Here is a 19989-nt window from a genome sequence, read left to right on the forward strand (position 1 = left end):
GGAGGCGGTGAATCGGAATGGCGGACCCCGCCCGTGCACGCCGGCTGGCCAAGCGGATCTGCACGATCGTGGCTTCGGCTATCGAATATGAGATCAAGGACCCAGGGCTGGCGGGGGTCACCATCACCGACGCAAAGGTGACCGCTGACCTCCACGATGCGACGGTGTACTACACGGTGATGGGGCGCACGCTCGACGATGAGCCGAACTATGCCGGTGCTGGCGCTGCATTGGAACGGGCAAAAGGGCTATTGCGGACCAAGGTCGGGGCGGGTACTGGTGTGCGCTTCACCCCGACGCTGACCTTCGCTCGCGACACGACGTCCGACACCGTGCATCGCATGGAGGAGTTGCTGGCCCGCGCTCGCGCCGCTGATGCCGATCTAGCGCGGGCCAGAGTGGGCGCCACACCGGCTGGCGAGGCAGACCCGTACCGGGATAGCGGGCCCAGTGGCGGGTTCGAGGCTGCGGGGGAAGCATCCGCGGGCGGGGGAAACTCCGGTGGCGACGATCGACCCCACGACTGAGCCGGCCGGTACACGGCAGCGTGCCCCGGTGCCGGGCGCCCGCGTTGATGCGGTCGGGGCGGTCGCGATGCTTTCCCGCGCGGACACAATCGCGGTCCTCTGCCATGTTCAACCCGACGCCGACACGATCGGCGCGGGACTGGCGTTGGCTTTGGTTTTGGACAAGTGCGGCAAGCAGGTGGAGGTCAGCTTCGCCGAACCCGCGGCACTGCCGGAGTCGCTCGCGTCGCTGCCCGGATGCTATTTGCTGGTCAGCCCGGATGCCATGTGCCGCGATGTCGATTTGGTAGTGACCGTCGATGTACCGAGCATGCAGCGCCTCGGCGCGTTGAGTGAGCTGGTCGCCTCGGGCCGGGACGTGCTGGTGATCGATCACCACGCTTCCAACGCCGCCTTCGGTTCCGCGAACTTTATCGACGTATCCGCGGATTCCACCACGATGATGGTCGCCGACATTCTTGACGCGTGGGGAAAACCAATAGACACCAACGTTGCACACTGTATTTACGCGGGGCTGACCACCGATACCGGATCGTTCCGCTGGGCGACCGCGGACGCTTTTCGATTGGCTGCCCGGATGGTTGAGATCGGTGTGGACAATGCGGCCGTCAGCCGATCGCTGATGGACACCCATCCGTTCGCGTGGTTGCCGATGCTGTCGCGGGTGCTGGCCTCTGCGCAGTTGGTGGGCGATGCAGTTGGTGGGCGCGGGCTGGTCTATGTGGTCGTCGATCATCAGGAGTTCCTGCGTGCCCGGCCCGAAGAAGTGGAGAGCATCGTCGATATCGTGCGCACCACCCAACAGTCCGAAGTAGCGGCGGTGTTCAAGGAGATAGGCCCCCAACGGTGGTCGGTTTCGATGCGGGCCAAGACCGACGTGGATCTCTCGGCGGTCGCTGCCAGGTTCGGCGGGGGTGGGCACCCGTTGGCTGCCGGCTATTCGACTAGCGGCTCGATCGATGACGTTGTGATGTCGCTGCGTGCGGCGCTCGGCTGACCACGTTGACGAACGGGGCCCGACCCGCTGCCGGTAGCCGGCAGATCACCCGGCTCGCGCTACCCGCGCTCGGCGTATTGGCCGCCGAGCCGCTCTACTTGTTGTTCGACACCGCTGTGGTCGGGCGCCTCGGAGCGCTGTCGCTGGCAGGTCTTGCGATCGGCAGTTTGGTTCTTGGGCTGGTTGGTTCCCAGGCCACCTTTCTGTCCTACGGCACCACGGCGCGGTCGGCTCGGCACTTTGGGGCGGCATCCAGGTCGGCGGCGGTCAACGAAGGCGTACAGGCGACCTGGCTCGCGTTGGGTTTGGGCGTGCTGATCATCGTCGCGGTGGAGGCCGTTGCGGTGCCGCTGGTGTCGTTGATCAGCGGGGCTGGAACGCGCGGATCGGGCGGTGCCGAAGGCGGAGCCATCACCGCCGCGGCCGTGCCGTGGCTGCGGATCGCGATCTTGGGCACACCGGCGATTTTGGTGTCGCTCGCTGGCAACGGCTGGATGCGCGGGGTACAGGACACGGTGCGACCGCTGCGCTACGTGATCGTGGGTTTTGGGTTGTCGGCGCTGCTGTGTCCGCTGCTGGTCTACGGGTGGCTGGGGTTTCCCCGGTGGGGATTATCCGGTTCGGCGGTGGCCAATCTCGCGGGTCAATGGCTAGCGGCACTGTTGTTCGCCAGTGCGTTGCTGAGCGAGGGGGTACCGCTGCGGCCAGACCGTGCGGTGTTGCGCGCCCAACTGGTGATGGCGCGGGACCTGATCGTGCGCAGCCTGGCCTTCCAGGCTTGCTTTGTCTCGGCCGCCGCGGTGGCGGCGAGGTTTGGTGCTGTGGCGCTTGCGGCCCACCAGGTAGTGCTTCAGCTGTGGGGTTTCTTGGCCTTGGTTCTTGATTCGCTAGCTATTGCCGCTCAATCGCTCGTTGGTGCCGCGCTGGGTGCTGGAGATGTTGCGCATGCTCGGTGGGTGGCCTGGCGGGTGACGGCGTTCTCGCTGGTGGCCGCTGGAGTTTTGGCGGCGGTGCTGGGGTTGGGCGCTGAGGAGCTGCCGTTGCTGTTTACCGATGATCGCTCGGTGCTCACGGCAATCGGCGTGCCGTGGTGGTTCATGGTGGCTCAATTGCCATTGGCTGGAATTGTTTTCGCGCTCGACGGGGTCTTGCTGGGCGCGGGCGATGCAAAGTTCATGCGCACCGCGACTGTGGTCAGCGCATTGGCTGGTTTTCTGCCCCTGATCTGGTTGTCCCTGGCGTTTGGTTGGGGGCTCGCGGGTATCTGGTCCGGGTTGAGCATGTTCGTTGCGCTGCGACTGCTCTTTGTCGGATGGCGTACCGTGAGCGGTCATTGGGCGGTCGCGGGGGCGGCCTAGCCGCCCACAGTGCCGTGTGGGTCGCGATTCGCCGTCACACACGACCATGGTGGCAATTTCGCAGCGATACACTGCGCCGGTGACGACGCCGCAGCGGCCCCGGTCGCCGAGAAGGCACATGCGTGACTACGCACTGTTCGTCGTCCTCGTGGGTCCCAACGTCGCTTTGTTGCTGCTGTTCATCTACCGGCCGCTGGCCGACAACATCCGGTTGTCCTTCTTCGACTGGAACATCTCCGACCCATCGGCCCGCTTTGTGGGATTGTCCAACTACACCGAGTGGTTCGTCCGCTCCGACACCCGCCAGATTGTGTTCAACACGGCAGTTTTCACCCTTGCGGCGGTGATCGGCTCGATGGTGCTGGGGCTGGTTCTGGCCATGCTGCTCGACCAGCCGCTGCGTGGACGGAACCTCGTGCGTTCAACTGTTTTTGCACCGTTTGTGGTCTCCGGTGCCGCCGTTGGCTTGGCGGCCCAGTTCGTCTTCGATCCGCATTTCGGCCTGGTGCAAGACCTGCTGCATCGCCTTGGGGTCGCGGTGCCCGATTTCTATCAGGAACCGCGGTGGGCACTGTTCATGGTTACCGTCACCTACATCTGGAAGAACCTCGGCTACACGTTCGTCATCTATCTGGCCGCGCTGCAGGGAGTGCGCCGAGATCTGTTGGAGGCCGCTGAGATCGACGGCGCAAGTCGATGGGCTACCTTCCGCCGGGTGCTCTTGCCCCAGCTGCGTCCCACCACTTTCTTCTTGTCGATCACCGTGCTGATCAACTCGTTGCAGGTGTTCGACGTGATCAACGTCATGACCCGGGGTGGGCCGCTGGGCACGGGCACCACAACCATGGTGTATCAGGTGTATGTGGAGACCTTCCGAAATTTCCGGGCCGGCTACGGCGCCACCGTCGCCACCATCATGTTTCTGGCTTTGCTGGCCATCACCTACTACCAGGTGCGAGTGATGGATCGGGGTCAGCGGCAGTGACTTCGCGCCGTATCAGCATCGGTGCACGGTTCGGTGGCTACACCGCGATGGCATTGGTGGTCGCGCTGATCGCTGGGCCGCTGGTCTTCGTCTTCTTCACTTCCTTCAAGGACCAGCCGGACATCTACTCGCAGCCGACCACCTGGTGGCCGCCGCGCTGGTATCCGCAGAATTACCGGACGGCCACCGAGCAGATCCCGTTCTGGACGTTTCTGCGCAACTCAGTGATCATCACTTCGGTGTTGGCCGTGGTGAAGTTCACGCTTGGTGTGCTCTGCGCCTTCGGCTTGGTGTTCGTGCGCTTTCCGGGTAAGACCGCGGTGTTCCTGTTGATCATCGCCGCACTGATGGTGCCCAACCAGATCACCGTGATCTCAAACTATGCGCTGATCTCCCAGATGGGCCTGCGCAACACGTTCGCCGGCATCATCCTGCCTCTCGCCGGGGTCGCGTTCGGAACGTTTCTGATGCGCAACCACTTTCTATCGCTGCCCGCAGAGGTGATCGAGGCCGCCCGGATGGACGGCGCGCGCTGGTGGCAGCTGCTGCTGCGCGTTGTGTTGCCGCTGTCCGGTCCCACGATGGTGGCTTTCGGCATCATCACGGTGGTCAACGAATGGAATGAATACCTATGGCCATTCCTGATGTCCGACTCCGAATCGGTGGCGCCCCTTCCGGTGGGCTTGACCTTCCTCCAGCAAGCCGAGGGCGTGACGAACTGGGGCCCGGTGATGGCAGTAACGCTGTTGGCGATGCTGCCCATCCTGATCATTTTCATTCTGCTACAGCGGCAGATGATCAAGGGCCTCACCTCGGGTGCGGTCAAAGGCTAATTGGCGATGAACGCGTTGAGCCGCCGAGAGTTTCTGTCCCTGGCTGGGTTGACCACGGCCGGGGCTGCGGCCGGTTGCGCCGGATTGGGCGGCAACGATTCGGTGAAGTCGGGGTCGGGACCGCTTGCGTTCTGGTCTAATCACCCCGGCCAATCCAGTGCCGTAGAAACCCATCTCATCAACGGTTTCGAAAACCAGTTCCCGGATCTTTCGGTCAAGCTCATCGACGCCGGAAAGGACTACGACGAAGTAGCCCAGAAGTTCAACGCCGCGCTCATCGGCGCCGACGTTCCCGATGTCGTTGTGCTCTCCGATGTTTGGTGGTTCCACTTCGCGCTCAGCGGCGCCATCGCCCCTCTCGACAACCTGTTCGACGAGGTGGGGGTGGATTCATCGGATTACGTCGACACGTTCTTGGCCGACTACGAGTTCAACGGGCGGCACTACGCCCTGCCCTACGCGCGTTCGACGCCGTTGTTCTACTACAACAAGAGCTTGTGGGAGCGGGTTGGCCTACCCGATCGCGGACCGCGCAGCTGGCACGAATTTGACGAATGGGGCCCGGAGCTGCAACGTGTTGTCGGCCGCGGAAAGTGGGCGCACGGCTGGGCCAACGCCAGGTCCTATTTGTCCTGGACATTCGAGGGCCCGAATTGGACCTTCGGCGGCGCCTACTCGAAGAAGTGGGACTTGACGTTCACCGAACCGGCCACCATTGCGGCGGGCAATTACCTGCGAGACTCCATCCATCGCAAGTCCTATGCGGCGGTTGCCAACGATATCGCCAACGAGTTCGCCACCGGCATCCTGGCCTCGACCGTGGCATCGACCGGCGACTTGGCCGGCATCGCCACAACGGCCCGATTCGATGTCGGCGTCGCGCCGCTGCCCTCGGGGCCGGGGACCGCTGTCGGTTGTCCTACCGGCGGGTCGGGTCTTGCCATCCCTGCCAAGCTATCGCCGAAACGGAAGCTCAATGCGCTCAAGTTCATCGCATTCATCACCGGTCCATCGAACACTGCGTACTTCAGCCAGCACACCGGTTATCTGCCGGTGCGAAAATCTGCGGTCGACGATCCGGACGAACGGACGTACCTGACAGAAAATCCACGGGCACAAGTGGCGCTCGACCAGCTGCCGTATACCCGGACGCAAGACTACGCACGGGTTTTCCTTCCTGGAGGTGACCGCATCATCAGCGCCGGCCTGGAATCCGTCGGACTGAAGGGATCCGACGTGACCACCACCTTCGCCCAGATCAACCAGCAGCTTCAGGTCATCTTCGACCGCCAGATCAAGCGAAAGTTGCCGGGCTAACGCCATGGCTGGAGTTCACTATTGCGGAGTCACCCATCGCTATCCCGGCGCGGACGTGCCGGCAGTCGACAACTTGGAGCTCGACATCGCCGACGGCGAATTCCTTGTGCTGGTAGGCCCTTCCGGTTGTGGAAAGTCCACCACGCTGCGAATGCTGGCGGGTCTGGAACCCCCGAAATCTATTGAGAGCGGCTACATCACCATCGGCGACGTGGATGTTACGCACCTTCGGCCGCGGGATCGTGACGTTGCCATGGTTTTTCAGAATTACGCGCTGTACCCGAACATGACCGTGGCCGCCAACATGGGATTCGCATTGCGAAACGCCGGTGTTTCGCGTACGGAAACCCGGCAGCGGGTGTTCGAGGTCGCCGATATGCTGGGATTGACCGAGCTGCTTGACCGCAAGCCGTCGAGGCTCTCGGGCGGCCAGCGTCAACGGGTGGCCATGGGAAGGGCCATCGTGCGCCGGCCCAAAGTCTTCTGCATGGACGAACCGCTGTCGAATCTTGATGCCAAGCTGCGGGTCAGTACCCGATCCCAGATCTCGGCACTACAACGCCAGCTGGGCACCACCACCGTTTACGTCACCCACGACCAGGTCGAGGCGATGACAATGGGTGATCGGGTCGCCGTGCTCAAAGGCGGTGTGCTGCAGCAGGTTGACGGCCCCCGGGTGCTCTACGACAACCCGGCCAACACGTTTGTCGCCACCTTCATCGGGGCACCGGCGATGAACATCATCGACGCCGCTGTCGAGGACGGCGTCGTAAAACAGCCGGACCTGGCCATAACCGTTCCCCGTCCGGCAGTCGGCCAGAATCGCGTGCTGATCGGCGTGCGGCCGGAGTCCTGGGACGTGACGACTGCCAACACCCCTAGAGCCCTGACCGTGCGCGTCGAACTGGTGGAGGAGCTCGGTTTCGAATCGTTTGTCTACGCAACCCCTGTCGAGCAACAGGGCTGGTCGTCGCGGGCGCAACGCATCGTGTTCCGCACGGATCGTCGCACCGCGGTAGCGGTGGGCGAATCGTTGGGCATCGTGCCGCACTCGCACGAAGTGTGTTTCTTCGATAGCCAAACGGAGGCTCGGGTTCGCTGAACGCCGGCCCGGGCGGTGCTCGTGCTGGTGAGTCTTGGCTCGACCAGGGGCATTCACATTTCTGCGTCATGCGTAATTGTTGGTGTACGACATAAGGCCGGGCCGGCGCTACCGTCACTGGTCTGAGTCGGGGTCGCCCAGGCTCGGCTGTGGAGCAGTCGTAGGCCGTTGAGTACGACGAGGAGGGTGGAGCCTTCGTGGCCGGCAACACCGAGCGGCAGCGGTAGGTGCCCGATGAGGCCCCAGGTGACCAGCACGGCGATAAAGGTCGCCGCGACGGTCAGGTTGGCGGCCACGACTTGGCGGGCGCGGCGGGCAAGCGCCAGGACCGCCGGCACGGTGGACAGGTCATCGCGGATGATGACTGCATCGGAGGTTTCCAGGGTTAGGCCCGCGCCGGATCGCCCCATGGCGACACCGACATGGGCGGCGGCCATGGCGGGGGCGTCGTTGAGGCCGTCGCCGACGAGCATCACCTTTGCGGCGTCTGCTTGTAGTGCGCGTACCGCGGCCACCTTGTCCTCTGGCAACAGTGCGGACCGGACGTCGGTGATAGCCACCTCGTGGGCGAGAGCGGTTGCCGCACGTGGGTTGTCGCCGGTGAGCAGGATCGGGGGGGAGTCGGTGAGCCTGCTTAGCTGCGCTACCGTCTCGGCGGCTTCGCTGCGGGACCGGTCGACGATGCCGAGCACCCCGGCTGGTGAGCCATCGACGCATACCACCACGGCGGTATGGCGGCTGTGTTCGAGTTCGGCCACGATCGGGCGGGCGTGGTGATCGGTGTTGTCGAGCAGGGTGGGGCGGCCGACTTCTACCAGATGGTTACCAACGCGGGCGCCGATACCCCGCCCCGGTGTAGAGGCGAAATCGGTCGCGGGCGACAAGATCAGGTTCATTTGACGGGCCGAGGTGACGACGGCGCGGGCTATTGGGTGTTCGGAACGATGTTCTGCGCTGGCGGCCAGGGCCAGCAGCTCGGCCTCGCTGAGGTTGGCGTCGGGTAGGGCATGGACCCGGGTGAGTCGGGGAATACCCTCGGTGAGGGTGCCGGTTTTGTCAAACGCTACGTGGGTGGCGGTGGCCAGCTTTTCCAGCACGACAGCGGACTTAATTAGCACGCCGTGACGGCTGGCGTTGGCGATCGCGGCTAGCAGTGGCGGCATCGTGGAGAGCACCAGAGCGCACGGTGAGGCCACGATCATGAACGTCATCGCGCGCAGCAGTGCCGATTGCAGGTCTGCTCCGAACATCAGCGGAATGACGAATAAGGCGACGGTGGCCGTCACCATGCCGACCGAATAGCGCTGTTCGACCTTCTCGATGAACAGTTGCATGCCGGCCTTACTGGCGCTGGCCTCGGTGACCATCGCCACGATGCGCGCGATCACGGTGTCGGCGGCCGGTGCGCTTACCCGAACCTGCAAGGTGCCGGTGCCATTGACGGTGCCGGCGAACACCTCACCGCCGGGGGTTTTGTCCACGGGCAGCGGTTCGCCGGTGATGCTGGCTTGATTGACCTCGCTGGCCCCGGCCATCACCACCCCGTCGCCGCCGATGCGTTCGCCGGGGCGGATGACCAGCACATCGCCGATATCGAGGACTGAGGTATCGACGATCTCCTCAGCACCGGTGTCGGTCAGCCGTGTGGCGGTCTCAGGAGCCGCGCGAAGCAGTCCGCGCACCGAGTCCTCGGTGCGTTTGGTGGCTACCGCTTCCAGCGCGCCGGAGGTGGCGAAGATGATGATGAGCAGCGCACCGTCGAACACTTGCCCTATCGCTGCGGCGCCGATGGCGGCGGCCACCATCAGCAGATCAACATCGAGGGTCTTGCGCCGCAGAGCTTGAAGTCCCGCCCAGCCTGGTTCCCACCCGCCGCTGACATAGCAGGCCAGATACAACGTCCAGAACACCCACGGCGGTGTATTGGACAGCTGGGCAGTCAACCCGAAGATGAACAGCCCGATTGCGATCTGCGCCCACCGCACCTGTGGTAGCGACCAGGTGCTAGCTCTTGGTAGGCGCCAGGACGGGGTGGGTGGATCAATCAGCGGTGTGGCAGTGACCGGGGAACTCACCGAACTAACAATACCTGCATAATAGTGCATATTCGCAAATGCAATATTAACGTGGTAGGTGTATAGGCTGGTAGAGGGTATACTCGGGCGCGTGCACACCTCGATTCCCGGCTTCGACATGCCCAGCGAGGATCAGGTGGCTGCTGCGGTCGAGTCGTTTCGGATGCTCAGTGATCCGACCCGGGTCAAGATCTTGTGGGCGCTGCTGCAAGGGGAGTCCTCGGTGGCGTGCTTGGCTGAACTGGCTGGGGTGGCCCCTGCGGTGGTCAGCCAGCACCTCGCAAAACTGCGCCTTGCCGGTCTGGTCAAGGGTCGGCGACAAGGAACGTTCGTCTACTACTCGGCAGCCGATCAAGCAGTCTTGCAGGTGCTCAGCCAGGCCCTATTCGGCAAGGTCGCAGCCGGTTCTGTGGCCGCGTCGCCCACTCACCGCAGCTCGGCTTGACCTCGACGGCGATCTGCAGGTACCGGCACATTTGGTCGATTTGTTGGCCGGACCCCTACAGCGGGCTTACATCGTGACGTCAGCCTTGGGGCATCGCCAGAACTGCTCGTGCGGTGTCGTCTTCGACCAGGTCGGCGTTGAGCGCCATCGCGGCCCGCAGCCCGGACGAGGCCGCGTTGACCACATGCGCCGAAACGTCTGCCACGTTGCCGGCCGCGTAGACGCCCGGCACCGACGTGCGCCCTTCGTTATCGGTCTCCACATTCTCCCCCAACCCCGACGGATGGGGGACCGCGTGAAGCCCGAGTTCGCCGAGGAATTCGGTCCGCGCCACCATCCGAGGCAACAGTGCCAGCGCCGCCACCTCGACTCGGTCTCCGTCGGCCAGCTCGACCGCGTCCAGGCGACCCATGCGGCTGATGACCGCGGTCACCGGTGTGGTCACGACGCCAATCTGGCGCGCCTCGAGTTGGGCGAGCTCAGCTGGGCTCGGATCGATTGTGCCGTTGAGAAACAGCGTGATCGCATGACTCCACTGCCGAAACATCAGGGCCTGATGGACGGACTCGGCACCGGTGGCCAGGACGCCGATCGGTAGGTCGGCTACCTCCCAGCCGTGGCAGTACGGGCAGTAGAGCACGTCGGTGCCCCACAACTCCGCGAGGCCTTCGATGGCAGGCAGCTCGTCGGTGAGCCCGGACGCAACAACCAACCGACGCGCGTGAACGGTGGTGCCGCCGTGGAGGGAAACGGCGAACGCCGATCCGTCACGCCGAGCGGATACGACGTGTCCCTCGGTGACCTGCCCGCCATAGCGAGCGACTTCGGCGCGCCCGGTAGCAATAAGATCCGCAGGTGCACATCCGTCACGGGTCAAGAAATCATGGACGCCGGCGGCACGGGCATTGCGTGCTTGTCCGCCATCGATGACCAGCACGGACCGGCGGGCTCGCACGAGAGTCAGCGCTGCGCTCAGACCGGCGGGGCCGCCACCGATGACCACAACGTCGTAGGTTTGCGCCATCTCGAGGGCCATGGCTAGCGCACCTGGGAGCGTCCACGTCGCAGCACGGCCTCGCGGTTAGCCGCGATGTCGTCACCGCTCGTGCGGAACTGCCTTGCGGCCGTCGCTTCCAGCCACAGGCCCTCGGCGGTCTGGGATTCGTCGATGCGGTGGTAGGACGCCAGCAGCGCGCGGACCGCGTGCTGGTTGTTGCCGACGATGGACGCCGCGACCTGGCGTGCGGCGCCGAGCAGCTCGTCGTGTGCCACCACCTCGGTGACCAGGCCGGCCCGGAGCGCATCGGCGGCCGAGAGGTAGTCGCCGGTGAGGCTCATCCGTCGGGCGAGGCCCACCCCCACCTTCTGTGGCAGCCGCACGCTGAGGCCCCAGCTGGGCAGCAGGCCCACTCGGGCATGCGTGTCGGCGAAGCGCGCCCGCTCTGAGGCGATCAGGATGTCGCAGTACAGCGCCAGCTCGAGCCCACCGGTGACCGCGGCGCCGTTGATCGCACCGATCACCGGCTTGGTCATCGCCGGCCATCGCGGTGAGATATCCGGCAGTGCCGACTGCTCGCCCAGCTCTTTGAGATCCAGTCCCGCGCAAAACACCGGATCGCTGCCGGTGAGAACGACGACATCGACGTCATCGTCGCCGTCAGCGTCGGCCAAGGCCGCGAAGAACTGCGCCCGCAGCGCCCGGGACAGCGCATTACGGGACTCGGGGCGGTTGAGGGTGAGGGTGCGGACCCGCTCCTCGGTATCGATCAGCAGGATATCGGCGGTCATGACATCACGGTAGAGGGCTGGCCTATCGTGGCAGACATGTGCCGGAACATCACCGAACTGCGCGGCCTGCAGCCCGCGGCCACAGCCGAGGAGATCGCGGCGGCGGCACGCCAATATGTACGTAAGGTCAGCGGCATTACCCACCCGTCGGCGGCCAACGCCGAAGCATTCGAGGCCGCTGTTGCCGAGGTCAGCGCGACGACAACGCGGCTATTGGTCGAGCTGACACCACGCCGGCGGCCGCCAAAGACCGTGCCGCCGTTGCGCCGCCCGGATGTCCTCGCCCGGATTGCGAGATCGACGTGACGCTGGGGCTGAAAGAATGGAGTGCCGCCGTGCATGCGCTGCTCGACGGTCGACAGACCATATTGTTACGCAAGGGCGGCATTGGCGAGAAGCGGTTTGACGTGGCGGTCGAGGAGTTCTTGTTGTTCCCGACGGTGGCGCACAGTCACGCGGAGCGGGTTCGCCCGGAACACCGAGATCTGCTGGTCTCGGCGGCCGCCGACAGCACCGACGAGCACCTGGATATCCGTGGTGCAGCGAAAGTTGTTGCCGCACTGCCGGTTAACCGGCCGCAGGGCCTCGGGGCAATCGAAGACCTACACATCTGGACCGCTGAGTCCGTTCGCGCCGATCGGCTCGACTTTCGGCCCAAGCACACATTGACCGTGCTGGTGGTGTCCGCCGTTCCGCTTGTGCAGCCGGTGCGGCTCAACCGTAGCCGCGAGTACGCCGGCTGCACCAGCTGGGTGCAGCTACCGGTGACAGCAGCCGTTGATTTCACGTTGGGTGCTCCGGTGCACGACGAGGCCACGCTATCCGCGGTTGCGGCGCGGGTTCGCGACGCCGTTGGCTGAGTTAGGCAGCCCCGCCGACGGGAAGCAGCAGGCGGGATTGTCCGAGGTGCACTGTGTGGGTGGCGGGCCGGAACGCGCGGCCGGTCAGCGTCGGTTCGGGGGTACCGAGGCTGCGGGCGTAGCGGGGAAACCAACTGCCCGCGACCAGGACGCGGATTCGCGAACCGGCACTGAAGCGGTGGGCGATGGCATCGAGTTCAACGCGTACGGTTTCGGGCGCATCACCGAGTCGTTGATAGCCGTCGCTGACATTGCGGGACCGGCCTCTCGCGTCGACCTCGCTGACCCGGACGAACAGGTCGACATGTGGATTGTCCGACGAGTGCACCAGCTCGACGATTGGGGCTCCGTGGACGTAGAGATCGTGGGTGAGCGTGGCCCCGGTAAAGGTGCGTACGTCGGAGCGCCTCGCAAGACGGCTGTCGTTGCGGTATCCGCCGCTGGGTGCGAGCAGGGGACCGCCGGTTGTGGGAGTCGGGTCGGCGGGGTCGTAACGGAAGGTGGCCGGACACGCTCCCGGCGCCGGCGCGAGCTCGCCCAGACTTCCGCCCGGTTGCAAGTACAGCTCACGTTGGGTGGTTGCCGGCGGCCAGTCAGGTAGGTGGCGCCAGCCCTGCCCGGTCACGAAGACGTGGACTGGGTTGGGGCGATGCGCGGCGCGACCCCCGCCCACGTGGGTGTCCAGCCAGGCCAGGGATTCCCGGGCGCTGATCGCCAACCCTTTGCTGAGCAGTTGGGTGTGTGTCCATGGCCCGACGGTCAGCCCAACGTCGACCCCACGGCTGCGGAGCCGCTGGTACTGCTGCAGTGTCTGTCGCAGGAAAATGTCTTGCCAGCCGCCCAGCAGCAGGACCGGCACCTGCACGCGATCCAGCGCGTGGCCGATGCGCAGTCGGTCCCAAAATGGGTGGTTCTGGTCGTGGTGTGCGACCCACGATTCGAACCACGGCGCTCCCGCGCCGAGCAGGTTACGGGCCGACTCGCCGAGCGGCAACGCGGCGGCCACGCGCGCAACTCTGCGCTGAGAGGTTAGCTGGCGGATGCCGACTCGGACGCGCACCGGGTCTTCTTGGTTGGAAATCAGGTCGCTCCAGCCCAGGAAGTCACTGATCGCGAATGATCCAGTGCCCCATACCGAGGAACTGAGGTCGTGGGGCCCCGCCGTGATGACGGCGGCCGCCAGTTCCGGTGGCGGATCCTGCAGCAACGCCCACTGGGTGAATCCCAGATACGACACTCCGACGGTGCCGAACCGCCCCGTGAACCATGGCTGCTGGCGTAGCCATGTCACCGTGTCGGCACCGTCGGCGGCCTCGTTGATCATTGGCTCGAACGTGCCGCCGGAGCCGAAGGTGCCCCGCACGCTCTGGAGCACGACGTGATAGCCGCGGGCGGCATACAACCTGGCGAAGACCAACGAGAAGGGGAACCCGCGCCCATACGGGCCGCGGACCAGCACGGTGCCAGTGGGCCTTGATGTGGTGGGTGCGTAGTGGTCGGCCGCCAGGTGAATGCCGTCGCGCATCGGGACGCGGACGTGGCTGACGGTGTAGCCAGTCGTGGCGGGGGGCAGACCCAATAGTCCGCCCAGTGCCCGGCCCCCGGCTCGTCCGGTCAGCGTGCGCAACTTCGGCTGCTCCCGACGCGCGGATGTGGTACTCACAACCCCAGGTTAGGACTCTGCGGCAAGTACCAAGACTAGAACTTGTAGTAAGGTGCCAGGTCGTTTGCTCGTTGCAGGTTGGTCGATGGGCAGTCGACGTCGGGCTCGGAGTAGACCGTGGAGTAGAACAGTGACTGCTGGATCACCCCGTAGCTCGTCTTGAGGGTCACCATGCAGGAGAAGTACCAAAAGCTGTTGTGGTACGTCGGCTTCACCACCCAGTACTGGGCAGCGCGATGCCCCTGGACAGTGGTCTCGATTGCGTCCGCGGGCAGTGTCTGAGCGTAGGTGCGCCAGCCGATCGCCTCGACGGCCAACTGATAGTTGCCCGCGTCGAACTGGCAACGCAGCCCATCCTGATGTTCGGGCGGTGTGAATGCCAGGCCCAGCCGTTGCACGGCCTCGAACGGGATGTCGTCACAGGGGTCGAACGGGGTCGGATCCGTCACCGGCACGATCGGACTTTTCATGGTGGTATTCATCGGCTCGGCGGTCGACCGCAGCGCGACGGATCCGCCGCCGGTTGGCAGGTCCGGGACGTCTTGCCAGCCCATCATGCTCACTATCACCGCCATGAGTAGTGCCCCAAGCGCTCCCATCAGTCGCACCTTGGTGAACACGACGCCCCCTTGTCTCGGCGGTCTCTTTGCCCGGAGTGTACAAGTCGTGTGCCCGCCGTCACAGTGGAACAAGAACTTGTTCTAGCCGGCCGGAGAACTGGCAAGCTGGCCGGCGAACATCTCACGGGGTCGTTAGGGTGGTTAATCGTGGCCAGGCAAGTACCGGGACAGGACCCGACCAGCGGGGGGCAACCCACGCTGTGGGCTGTGTCCGACCTGCACACCGGTCACCTCGGCAACAAGCCGGTCGCTGAATCGCTGCACCCGTCCTCGCCGGACGATTGGCTGATCGTCGCCGGCGATGTCGCAGAACGCACTGACGAGATTCGCTGGGCGCTCGATCTGCTGCGGCGGCGGTTCGCAAAGGTCATTTGGGTACCTGGCAATCACGAACTGTGGACCACCAACCGGGATCCGATGCAGATCTTCGGCCGCGATCGCTACGAATACTTGGTCAACATGTGCGACGAGATGGGCGTCGTCACCCCAGAGCACCCGTTCCCGGTGTGGACGGAACGCGGCGGCCCCGCCACGATCGTGCCGATGTTCTTGCTGTACGACTACACCTTCTTGCCGCGGGGCGCCAACAGCAAAGCCGAGGGTGTGGCGATCGCCCGGGAACGTAACGTGGTAGCCACCGACGAATTTCTGCTCTCCCCGGAGCCGTACCCGACCCGCGAAGCCTGGTGCCGCGAGCGGGTCGGGGCCACGCAGGTCCGTCTTGAAGAGCTTGATTGGATGCAACCGACGGTCTTGGTGAACCACTTTCCGCTGGTACGAGAGCCCTGCGACGCGCTGTACTACCCCGAATTCGCGCTGTGGTGCGGAACGACAAAGACCGCCGACTGGCACACCCGCTACAACGCCATCTGTTCGGTGTACGGCCACCTGCACATTCCCCGAACAACCTGGTATGACGACGTGCGGTTCGAAGAAGTGTCCGTGGGCTACCCGCGTGAATGGCGGCGCCGGAAGCCGTACGGCTGGCTGCGCCAGGTGCTACCGGATCCGCAGTACGCACCCGGCTACCTCAATGATTTCGGCGGCCATTTCGTGATCACCCCCGAGATGCGGACCCAACACACGCAGTTTCGAGAACGATTGCGGCAGCGGCAATCACGATGACGGCGACCACGCTGGTGTCGTCGTTGTTGCCCGGCACGGTGTCCGACGACCTGGCGCACGCGGAGTTGTACTCCGACCCGCCCGGTCTCACCGCTCTGCCGGAAGAGGAGTCGTTGATCGCTAGGTCCGTCGCCAAGCGCCGCAACGAATTCATTACCGTTCGCCACTGCGCGCGCGCTGCGCTGGGTCAGCTCGGGGTGGCGCCCGTACCGATCCTCAAGGGCGACAAGGGAGAACCGTGCTGGCCTGACGGCGTAGTCGGCAGTCTCACTCATTGCACCGGCTATCGCGGCGCGGTGGTCGGGCGCGGTAGCGTGGTGCGTTCGGTCGGGATCGACGCCGAACCCCACGATGCGTTACCCGACGGTGTGCTGGACGCCATCAGCCTGCCGGCCGAGCGCAGCGAAATGCCCCGCCAGATTCCTGCGCCCCTGCATTGGGACCGAATCTTGTTCTGCGCCAAAGAGGCCACGTACAAAGCCTGGTTTCCGCTGACCAAGAGATGGCTGGGCTTCGAAGACGCCCACATCACCTTCGAAGCGGACAACCCCGGCACATCTGAATCCGGGCCCTCCAGGGGCCGTTTCGTATCCCGCATCCTCATAGACCCATCCACCCCGCAGGGTCCTCCGCTGAGACGGTTGACCGGGCGGTGGTCCGTCGAGCGGGGGCTGGTGCTGACCGCGATCGTGCTATGAGTGCCAGCGCCAAAGGTCAGGGCTGCGATCCTGGACTTGTCATTGTCGACAAGCCAGCGGGGATCACCAGTCACGACGTGGTGGGGCGATGCCGACGCATCTTCGCCACCCGCAGGGTGGGGCACGCCGGGACCCTGGACCCGATGGCCACCGGCGTGCTGGTAATCGGAATCGGCCGCGCCACAAAGATCCTCGGTTTACTCACGGCGGCTTCGAAGTCGTACGCTGCCACGATCCGTCTCGGCCAGGCCACCTCCACTGAAGACGCCGAAGGCGAGGTGGTGTCCTCCGTCTCGGCCGAGCACCTGAGACCAGAGGCAATAGAAGCGTCGGTCGCGGGGCTGCGTGGTGAGATCAAACAGGTTCCTTCGACGGTCAGCGCCATCAAGGTTGGCGGGCGTCGCGCTTACCAATTGGCTCGCGAGGGTCAGACTGTCGAACTGCAGGCCCGGCCGGTGCATATCGCCCGCTTCGACATTGTGGCCACCAGGCGACGACCCGGCGTTGTCGACCTCGACGTCGAGGTCGACTGCTCGTCGGGAACCTACATCCGGGCGCTGGCCCGCGATCTCGGTGATGCGCTTGGGGTGGGCGGGCATTTGACCTCGCTGCGTCGCACGCGCGTCGGGCACTTCGGCGTGGATCGGGCACTGACCCTCGACGAGCTGGGGCAGCGGCCGCGGCTCAATCTGAGCCTGGACGAGGCCTGCCTGCTGATGTTTCCGCGTCGCGATCTCACTACCCAGGAGGCCGAGGCCGCCAGCAACGGTCGGTCTCTGTCGCCCGCCGGTATCGAGGGCGTCTATGGAGTGACTGATCCCGGCGGGCGGGTAATCGCACTGCTGCGCGACGAGGGGGCGCGGACCAAATCGGTGGTCGTGATCCGCCCGGCGACGCTATAAGGGGCGACAGGGGTCCCGGCCAACGGCTCTGCTCGGGTTGGGCGCACACTGGGATGAGACGGCCCGCGGCGCGCCGATGGGCCAATTCCGAGCCGTGTGGAAGGGGCCGAGATGCCTAACAAAATGTCTACCAACGGGTCCAACAAGGTCTTTGTCATCGGCGTTGGCATGACGAAATTCGAGAAGCCGGGACGCCGCGAAGGCTGGGACTACCCCGACATGGCCAGGGAATCGGGTACCAACGCGCTGGCCGACGCCGGCATCGATTACCGCGAAGTCGAGCAAGGCTATGTCGGGTACGTCTACGGCGAGTCGACGTCGGGCCAGCGGGCGCTCTACGAACTGGGCCTCACCGGCATTCCCATCGTCAACGTCAACAACAACTGCTCGACGGGCTCCACCGCACTATTCCTGGCGGCGCAGGCGATCCGCGGCGGATTGGCCGACTGCACCATCGCCCTGGGATTCGAGAAGATGAAGCCCGGATCGCTGTCGTCGGCGTACGACGATCGCACCCAACCGATGGACAAGCACGTCAAGGCGCTGGTCGAGATCGCCGACCTAGCCTTCCCGGTTGCGCCCTGGATGTTTGGCGCGGCCGGGCGCGAACACATGCAGCGCTACGGCACTACCGCGGAACACTTCGCCAAGATCGGCTTCAAGAACCACAAGCACTCGGTGAACAATCCGTTTGCGCAATTCCAGGAGGCCTACACGCTCGACGACATCCTGGCGTCGCGGATGATCTATGACCCGCTCACCAAGCTGCAATGTTCGCCGACTTCCGACGGTTCGGGAGCGGCGATCCTGGCCTCGGAGGCGTTCGTCGACCGCCACGGGCTGGCCAGCCAGGCGGTGGAGGTCGTTGGCCAGGCAATGACGACAGATTTCTCCTCGACGTTCGATGGTACCGCCAAGAATCTCATCGGCTACGACATGAACGTACAAGCCGCGCAACGGGTTTACGCTCAGGCAGGTCTGGGGCCGGAGGATTTCCAGGTGATCGAGCTGCATGACTGTTTCTCGGCCAACGAGTTGCTCCTCTACGAGGCCCTCGGTCTGTGCGACCCGGGTGAGGCGCCGAAACTGATCGACAATGGGGACACGACCTACGGCGGACGCTGGGTGGTCAACCCCTCCGGCGGCCTGATCTCCAAGGGACACCCCCTCGGTGCGACCGGGTTGGCGCAGTGCGCCGAACTCACCTGGCAGCTGCGCGGCACCGCGGACCGGCGTCAAGTCGAGAGTGTGGCAGCGGCGTTGCAGCACAACATCGGGCTGGGCGGCGCCGCCGTCGTCACCGCCTATCAGCGCGCCGAGCGGTAACCTGCGATGTTCGAGTGGTCCGATACCGATCTGATGATGCGCGACGCCGTGCGCCAATTCATCGACAAGGAGATCCGCCCGCACACCGACGCCTTGGAAACCGGCGAGCTGTCGCCGTATCCGATCATGCGCAAGCTGTTCAGCCAGTTCGGACTCGACGCGCTGGCCTCCGAATCGGTCAAGACAATGCTGGATCGGGAACGTGCCAAGCAGGCCGCTCCTGATGGACACCGCGGGTCCAGTGAGAACCCCAGCGTGGACTCCTTCGCCGGGTTGGGTGCCCAAGGATCGATGGCCGCGGTGCTGGTTTCCGAACTCGCGGGGGTCAGCATCGGGTTGCTGAGCACCGTGGCGGTGAGCATCGGCCTCGGAGCAGCGACAATAATGAGCCGCGGCACCCTGGCCCAAAAAGAGCGCTGGCTGCCATCGCTGATGACGCTGGACAAGATAGCGGCGTGGGCGATCACCGAGCCGGATTCCGGCTCGGATGCGTTCGGCGGCATGAAGACTCACGTCAAGCGCGACGGCGAAGACTACATCCTCAACGGCCAGAAGACATTCATCACCAACGGCCCTGCCGCCGACGTTCTCGTGGTCTATGCGAAATTGAGTGCCAAACTCGTCGACAGCGATGCCGATGACACCGCGCCTGACCGGCGGAACCGCCCGGTGCTCGTTTTCGTTCTCGATGCCGGCATGCCCGGCCTGACGCAGGGCAAGCCGTTCAAGAAGATGGGCATGATGTCCTCTCCGACCGGGGAATTGTTCTTTGACAATGTTCGGCTTACCCCCGATCGTCTGCTCGGCGGCACGGAGCAGCACGGTGATGACGACGGCCGCGATAGTGCGCGGGCCAACTTCGCTGTCGAACGGTTCGGTGTGGCACTGATGGCGCTGGGCATCATCAACGAATGCCATCGGCTTTGTGTGGATTACGCGAAGACTCGCACATTGTGGGGGAAGAACATCGGACAGTTTCAGCTGATTCAGCTCAAGCTGGCCAAGATGGAAGTCGCTCGGATCAATGTTCAGAACATGGTGTTTGTCACCCTGGAGCGGCTCAAAGCCGGCACAGCGCCGACGCTGGCCGAAGCCTCCGCGATCAAACTGTATTCGTCGGAAGCCGCCACCGACGTTGCCATGGAGGCCGTGCAGTTATTCGGCGGCAACGGCTACATGGCCGAGTACCGGGTCGAGCAGCTGGCCCGCGACGCGAAGTCGCTGATGATCTACGCCGGAAGCAACGAGGTACAGGTGACCCACATCGCCAAGGGTCTGCTGGTCTGAGCCCGACGAATGTGGATTGGATGGCGCGCGGTGCCACCCGCTCCTAGCAGAATACGACAAAGCGCCTATTGAATGTTTCCG

At 64.6% G+C, this 19989-nt stretch carries 20 protein-coding genes; 15 read left to right on the forward strand and 5 right to left on the reverse strand.

Annotation, left to right across the window (positions count from 1 at the left end; genetic code table 11):
* Positions 1-17: 17 nt before the first annotated feature.
* The 7 genes from rbfA to F6B93_RS07700 all read left to right on the forward strand — a co-directional run bounded on the left by rbfA (position 18) and on the right by F6B93_RS07700 (position 7119).
* Complete coding sequence (rbfA, locus tag F6B93_RS07670; protein ID WP_211698560.1) at positions 18-527, forward strand: 30S ribosome-binding factor RbfA; 510 nt, start codon at positions 18-20, stop codon at positions 525-527.
* The gene (locus F6B93_RS07675) at positions 502-1524 is read left to right on the forward strand and encodes a DHH family phosphoesterase (protein ID WP_211698561.1); all 1023 of its coding nucleotides are present in this window, start codon (positions 502-504) and stop codon (positions 1522-1524) included. The genes rbfA and F6B93_RS07675 overlap by 26 nt, the downstream gene beginning before the upstream one ends.
* A gap of 5 nt (positions 1525-1529) precedes the next feature.
* Positions 1530-2882, forward strand: coding sequence for an MATE family efflux transporter (locus F6B93_RS07680; protein ID WP_211698562.1), 1353 nt, complete (start codon positions 1530-1532; stop codon positions 2880-2882).
* 79 nt (positions 2883-2961) lie between these two features.
* Positions 2962-3867 (forward strand): carbohydrate ABC transporter permease, encoded by a 906-nt coding sequence (locus F6B93_RS07685; RefSeq protein WP_425518508.1) that lies wholly within the window; start codon positions 2962-2964, stop codon positions 3865-3867.
* 47 nt (positions 3868-3914) lie between these two features.
* On the forward strand, positions 3915-4700 hold the full coding sequence (locus F6B93_RS07690; RefSeq protein WP_211699338.1) for a carbohydrate ABC transporter permease: 786 nt from the start codon (positions 3915-3917) through the stop codon (positions 4698-4700).
* A gap of 6 nt (positions 4701-4706) precedes the next feature.
* The gene (locus F6B93_RS07695; RefSeq protein ID WP_211698564.1) at positions 4707-6017 is read left to right on the forward strand and encodes an ABC transporter substrate-binding protein; all 1311 of its coding nucleotides are present in this window, start codon (positions 4707-4709) and stop codon (positions 6015-6017) included.
* Positions 6018-6021: 4 nt separating this feature from the next.
* Complete coding sequence (locus F6B93_RS07700; RefSeq protein ID WP_211698565.1) at positions 6022-7119, forward strand: ABC transporter ATP-binding protein; 1098 nt, start codon at positions 6022-6024, stop codon at positions 7117-7119.
* A gap of 53 nt (positions 7120-7172) precedes the next feature.
* Here F6B93_RS07700 and F6B93_RS07705 read toward each other — a convergent pair whose 3' ends face one another.
* The gene (locus F6B93_RS07705) at positions 7173-9224 is read right to left on the reverse strand and encodes a heavy metal translocating P-type ATPase (protein WP_211698566.1); all 2052 of its coding nucleotides are present in this window, start codon (positions 9222-9224) and stop codon (positions 7173-7175) included.
* Between the two features lie 61 nt (positions 9225-9285).
* Here F6B93_RS07705 and F6B93_RS07710 point away from each other — a divergent pair, with 61 nt between their 5' ends.
* Positions 9286-9639 carry an ArsR/SmtB family transcription factor gene (locus F6B93_RS07710; RefSeq protein WP_246541036.1) on the forward strand — a complete coding sequence of 118 codons (354 nt, stop codon included), beginning with the start codon at positions 9286-9288 and terminating at the stop codon, positions 9637-9639.
* Between the two features lie 79 nt (positions 9640-9718).
* Here F6B93_RS07710 and F6B93_RS07715 read toward each other — a convergent pair whose 3' ends face one another.
* Both F6B93_RS07715 and F6B93_RS07720 read right to left on the reverse strand, forming a co-directional pair.
* Positions 9719-10663 (reverse strand): NAD(P)/FAD-dependent oxidoreductase, encoded by a 945-nt coding sequence (locus F6B93_RS07715; RefSeq protein WP_211699340.1) that lies wholly within the window; start codon positions 10661-10663, stop codon positions 9719-9721.
* A 14-nt stretch (positions 10664-10677) separates the two neighbouring features.
* Positions 10678-11427 carry an enoyl-CoA hydratase gene (locus F6B93_RS07720; RefSeq protein WP_211698567.1) on the reverse strand — a complete coding sequence of 250 codons (750 nt, stop codon included), beginning with the start codon at positions 11425-11427 and terminating at the stop codon, positions 10678-10680.
* A gap of 36 nt (positions 11428-11463) precedes the next feature.
* Between F6B93_RS07720 and F6B93_RS07725 the strand changes: the two genes are divergently transcribed.
* Both F6B93_RS07725 and F6B93_RS07730 read left to right on the forward strand, forming a co-directional pair.
* Positions 11464-11733, forward strand: a complete 270-nt coding sequence (locus F6B93_RS07725) for a DUF2277 family protein (protein ID WP_211698568.1) — start codon at positions 11464-11466, stop codon at positions 11731-11733.
* The gene (locus tag F6B93_RS07730; RefSeq protein ID WP_211698569.1) at positions 11730-12287 is read left to right on the forward strand and encodes a DUF1802 family protein; all 558 of its coding nucleotides are present in this window, start codon (positions 11730-11732) and stop codon (positions 12285-12287) included. Before F6B93_RS07725 ends, F6B93_RS07730 begins: the two co-directional genes overlap by 4 nt.
* A 1-nt stretch (position 12288) precedes the next feature.
* Here F6B93_RS07730 and F6B93_RS07735 read toward each other — a convergent pair whose 3' ends face one another.
* Positions 12289-13950: a CocE/NonD family hydrolase gene (locus tag F6B93_RS07735; protein ID WP_211698570.1), complete on the reverse strand. Its 1662-nt coding sequence runs from the start codon at positions 13948-13950 to the stop codon at positions 12289-12291.
* A gap of 35 nt (positions 13951-13985) precedes the next feature.
* Complete coding sequence (locus F6B93_RS07740; protein ID WP_211698571.1) at positions 13986-14570, reverse strand: DUF3558 domain-containing protein; 585 nt, start codon at positions 14568-14570, stop codon at positions 13986-13988.
* Positions 14571-14717: 147 nt separating this feature from the next.
* On the opposite strand from F6B93_RS07740, the gene F6B93_RS07745 reads away from it, so the two are divergent.
* The 5 genes from F6B93_RS07745 to F6B93_RS07765 all read left to right on the forward strand — a co-directional run bounded on the left by F6B93_RS07745 (position 14718) and on the right by F6B93_RS07765 (position 19908).
* Positions 14718-15695, forward strand: coding sequence for a metallophosphoesterase family protein (locus tag F6B93_RS07745; protein ID WP_211698572.1), 978 nt, complete (start codon positions 14718-14720; stop codon positions 15693-15695).
* Positions 15692-16393, forward strand: coding sequence for a 4'-phosphopantetheinyl transferase PptT (pptT, locus tag F6B93_RS07750; protein WP_211698573.1), 702 nt, complete (start codon positions 15692-15694; stop codon positions 16391-16393). The genes F6B93_RS07745 and pptT overlap by 4 nt, the downstream gene beginning before the upstream one ends.
* Positions 16390-17295, forward strand: a complete 906-nt coding sequence (gene truB / locus F6B93_RS07755) for a tRNA pseudouridine(55) synthase TruB (protein ID WP_211698574.1) — start codon at positions 16390-16392, stop codon at positions 17293-17295. The genes pptT and truB overlap by 4 nt, the downstream gene beginning before the upstream one ends.
* A gap of 111 nt (positions 17296-17406) precedes the next feature.
* Positions 17407-18621: a lipid-transfer protein gene (locus F6B93_RS07760; protein ID WP_211698575.1), complete on the forward strand. Its 1215-nt coding sequence runs from the start codon at positions 17407-17409 to the stop codon at positions 18619-18621.
* Between the two features lie 6 nt (positions 18622-18627).
* The gene (locus tag F6B93_RS07765; protein WP_211698576.1) at positions 18628-19908 is read left to right on the forward strand and encodes an acyl-CoA dehydrogenase family protein; all 1281 of its coding nucleotides are present in this window, start codon (positions 18628-18630) and stop codon (positions 19906-19908) included.
* Positions 19909-19989: the final 81 nt, after the last annotated feature.

This window comes from Mycobacterium spongiae (genome assembly GCF_018278905.1).
Lineage (GTDB): Bacteria > Actinomycetota > Actinomycetes > Mycobacteriales > Mycobacteriaceae > Mycobacterium > Mycobacterium spongiae.

Excerpts from the sequence above, each read along its gene's own strand:
- F6B93_RS07700 (WP_211698565.1), top strand. The coding sequence starts at position 6,022 with ATGGCTGGAGTTCACTATTGCGGAGTCACCCATCGCTATCCCGGCGCG.
- truB (WP_211698574.1), top strand. The coding sequence starts at position 16,390 with ATGAGTGCCAGCGCCAAAGGTCAGGGCTGCGATCCTGGACTTGTCATT.
- F6B93_RS07720 (WP_211698567.1), bottom strand. The coding sequence starts at position 11,427 with ATGACCGCCGATATCCTGCTGATCGATACCGAGGAGCGGGTCCGCACC.
- F6B93_RS07695 (WP_211698564.1), top strand. The coding sequence starts at position 4,707 with ATGAACGCGTTGAGCCGCCGAGAGTTTCTGTCCCTGGCTGGGTTGACC.
- F6B93_RS07705 (WP_211698566.1), bottom strand. The coding sequence starts at position 9,224 with ATGCACTATTATGCAGGTATTGTTAGTTCGGTGAGTTCCCCGGTCACT.
- F6B93_RS07690 (WP_211699338.1), top strand. The coding sequence starts at position 3,915 with ATGGCATTGGTGGTCGCGCTGATCGCTGGGCCGCTGGTCTTCGTCTTC.
- F6B93_RS07760 (WP_211698575.1), top strand. The coding sequence starts at position 17,407 with ATGCCTAACAAAATGTCTACCAACGGGTCCAACAAGGTCTTTGTCATC.
- pptT (WP_211698573.1), top strand. The coding sequence starts at position 15,692 with ATGACGGCGACCACGCTGGTGTCGTCGTTGTTGCCCGGCACGGTGTCC.
- F6B93_RS07765 (WP_211698576.1), top strand. The coding sequence starts at position 18,628 with ATGTTCGAGTGGTCCGATACCGATCTGATGATGCGCGACGCCGTGCGC.
- F6B93_RS07725 (WP_211698568.1), top strand. The coding sequence starts at position 11,464 with ATGTGCCGGAACATCACCGAACTGCGCGGCCTGCAGCCCGCGGCCACA.
- rbfA (WP_211698560.1), top strand. The coding sequence starts at position 18 with ATGGCGGACCCCGCCCGTGCACGCCGGCTGGCCAAGCGGATCTGCACG.
- F6B93_RS07715 (WP_211699340.1), bottom strand. The coding sequence starts at position 10,663 with ATGGCGCAAACCTACGACGTTGTGGTCATCGGTGGCGGCCCCGCCGGT.